Annotated in this window: 2 protein-coding genes; both read right to left on the bottom strand. The window is 58.0% G+C overall.

The annotated features are described in order from the left end of the window. On the bottom strand, window positions 1-812 hold an 812-nt coding region (locus EV561_RS36765), incomplete at its 3' end, for a cache domain-containing protein (protein ID WP_132528750.1). Window positions 813-1190: 378 nt separating this feature from the next. Further along, on the bottom strand, window positions 1191-3020 hold the full coding sequence (locus tag EV561_RS36760) for a methyl-accepting chemotaxis protein (RefSeq protein ID WP_132528749.1): 1830 nt from the start codon (window positions 3018-3020) through the stop codon (window positions 1191-1193). Window positions 3021-3044 lie beyond the last annotated feature (24 nt).

Genomic DNA, 3044 nt, shown 5'->3' with positions numbered 1-3044 from the left:
TGTTCTGCCTGGCGTTCCGCCATGGCGTGGCGTTCGCGCACCTTCTCCTGCAGCGACGCCGTCGCCTTGGCCATCTTGCCGATCTCGTTGCCCATTGATGTATGCGGGATGGCGATCTTGACGTCTTCATCGGCAACCGCCTTCAGGGCCTCATGCACGTCGGCCAAAGGCTTCGAGATGCCGCGGATGAAGTAAAGAGCAGCGCCGATACCGACGACAAAGACGATGCCGCAGATAAGGAAGGCCTTCCATATTGCAGCATTCACCTGGGTTTCAAGGTCGTCCATGTAGACGCCGGAGCCGAGAACGATCTGCCAGGGCTGGAAGGCGGCCGAATAGCTGCCCTTCAGGAAGACTTGACTGTCAGGCATTCCCGGCTTGTTCCAGTAGTAGACCGTGCGGCCGCCACCGTTGATGCCCTTTTCGACCAATTCCTTGCTGAAATAGGTGCCGCGTTTGTCGACCTGGCTGGACATGTCCTTGCCGAGGTTGACCGGGCTTGGGTTGATCAGCTGGATGACATGGAAGTCGAAGCCGAAGATATAGCCGTTCGGGTTGTAGCGCATGTTGGTCAAGACCTTGAACGCCTGGGCCTGTGCGGCCTCGTGGGTCAGTTCGCCGGACTTTTCACGCTGATAGAATCCATCGAGGATGGAGATACCGGATTCGACCTGGGTGCGAAGCATGTCGAAACGATCATTGTAGATCGAGTCCTCTTGCGACTTGATCTCGAAATAGACGGCAACCGCAAAGGCGGCCATGAGTACGCCGACAAGGGCAAAAAGCTGATGAGCAATCTTGAGGTTCTTCATATGTCCTCGCAACAGGAATGGGGGCCGAATACCGGTGCGGTTTCCTACCGCCTGTGCGAGCGCCTTCGAGTAATCTCGGTGCTTCTACCGCTGCTTAATCACATGCTGCTTCCGGTTGGTTAAAATTGGCTTGTTTCAGCTAATAAAGATTTAATCGCGCTCTCAATGATGTGATTAAATCAGTTTTAATCATCGCATTTGCTGCCCTGCGATAGAAAAGCACAAGTTTTTCTTGCGGAAGACTTATATAAGACTCCAAGAATTAGGCAGTTTGTCGAACGTAATTTTGCCTGTAAATAATAGAACCGCCAGAATTTCTTCCGGCGGTTCTATTGTTTCGATGTTGTACTGATAGATTTTACAATCTATGCTTTTATGCTAAGCCGCCCTGCGTCTCTGCTGGTGCGATGCCTGAGCAGCACCGCTGCCATTGTTGACGCGGAAGCCTCTGATAAGGTCGAGGAGGTCCTCGGTATCGGCTGCGAGCGTTTCTGCCGATGCGGTGGTCTCTTCGGCCATGGCGGCGTTCTGCTGGGTGGCGGCATCGAGCTGGTTCATCGACGACGAGATCGAGCGCAGCGTGGTGTCCTGCTCGGAGGCGCTGTGGGCGATCTTCGAGACGATCTCGTTGGCGGCCTTGATCTGGTCGGAGATGCGCTTGAGCGCTTCGCCGGCCTCGCCGACGAGGCGAACGCCCTGGTCGACCTGGCCAGAGGAGCGGGCGATCTGGTCCTTGATCTCCTTGGCGGCAGCAGCAGACCGCTGGGCAAGCTCGCGCACTTCCTGGGCGACGACGGCAAAGCCCTTGCCGCTTTCGCCGGCACGCGCTGCCTCGACGCCGGCGTTGAGCGCAAGCAGGTTGGTCTGGAAGGCGATCTCGTCGATGACGCCGATGATCTTGCCGATTTCTTCCGAGGACTTCTCGATGCCGCTCATGGCCTCGATCGCCTGGGCGACGACGGCGTCGCTGCGCGATGCTTCGGTCGAGACGGAATGGACGCGCTTGGAAGCCTCATGGGCGCCGTCTGCGGTCTGGCGGACGGCAACGGTGAGCTCGTCGAGGGCAGCGGAGGTTTCCTCCAGGCTTGCGGCCTGGCGCTCGGTGCGCTGCGACAACTCGTTGGAGGCGCGGCGGATCTCTTCCTTGGACAGGCCGATATCGTTGCCCTTGGCATTGACGCGGCCCATGGCGGCTTCGAGATGGGAGAGCGCCTCGTTGAAGTTGTTGCGCAGACCCGCATAGCCCTGGCCGATATCGGCGCAGCGGATGGTGAGATCGCCGCCTGCGAGCTGTTCCAGCGCCTGGCCGATGGTGGAGACGACGCGGGCCTGGATCTGGGCCTCGTCCTGCTGCTGGCGCAGGTTCTGCTGGCGTTCGCTGTCGAGGGCCAGTTCCTGTTCTGCCTGGCGTTCCGCCATGGCGTGGCGTTCGCGCACCTTCTCCTGCAGCGACGCCGTCGCCTTGGCCATCTTGCCGATCTCGTTGCCCATCGACGTATGCGGGATGGCGATCTTGACGTCTTCATCGGCAACCGCCTTCAGGGCCTCATGCACGTCGGCCAAAGGCTTCGAGATGCCGCGGATCACGAAGAAGGCAGCGGCAATCGCGACGACGAACAGGCCGAGGCTGTACATCAGCGTCATCCAGATGGTTTGGTTCACCTGTGCGTCTAGGTCATCCATGTAGACGCCCGTTATCACGACCATCTTCCAGGGCTCGAAGGCGCGGGCATAGGCGGTCTTGCGGAATAGTTCGCTCGCCGGATGGCCGGGCTTGCTGGCGTAGAAATCGGTAAGACCACCGCCCTGCTGTCCGAGCTTGACCAGTTCTTCGCGGTAGTAATGGCCAGTCGGGTCAGGCTGACCCTTGAAGTTCTGGCCCATCTTGGTCTTGTCGTAGTGGAAGACCATGTTGATGTCGTAGTCATAGCCGAAGAGATAGCCGTCCGGCGTGTATTTGATGCTGTTGACCATAGCGTAGGCCTGGGCTTTCGCATCGGCTTCCGAAAGCTTTCCGGATTGCTCAAGGGCATAATAAACCTTGATGATCGAAAGGCCCGACTCGACCTGCGTGCGAAGCATCTCGTAGCGTTCGTTGTAGATGGAGTTCGCAGAAGAGCGGATCTGCAGATATGTGGCGACGCCGAAGGCGATCATAAGTCCGGTGACAAGCAATATAAGCTGGTTTGAAATCTTAAAATTCTTCATGACGCCTCACAGCTACGGAATGAC

It is taken from the genome of Rhizobium sp. BK376 (assembly GCF_004341625.1).
GTDB lineage: Bacteria > Pseudomonadota > Alphaproteobacteria > Rhizobiales > Rhizobiaceae > Rhizobium.
Note: the sequence above shows the minus strand (reverse complement) of the source record. Positions and strands in the feature narration are given on the sequence as shown.

Bases quoted from the DNA above. Each gene is read 5' to 3' on its own strand.
- EV561_RS36760 (WP_132528749.1), bottom strand. From the start codon at position 3,020: ATGAAGAATTTTAAGATTTCAAACCAGCTTATATTGCTTGTCACCGGA.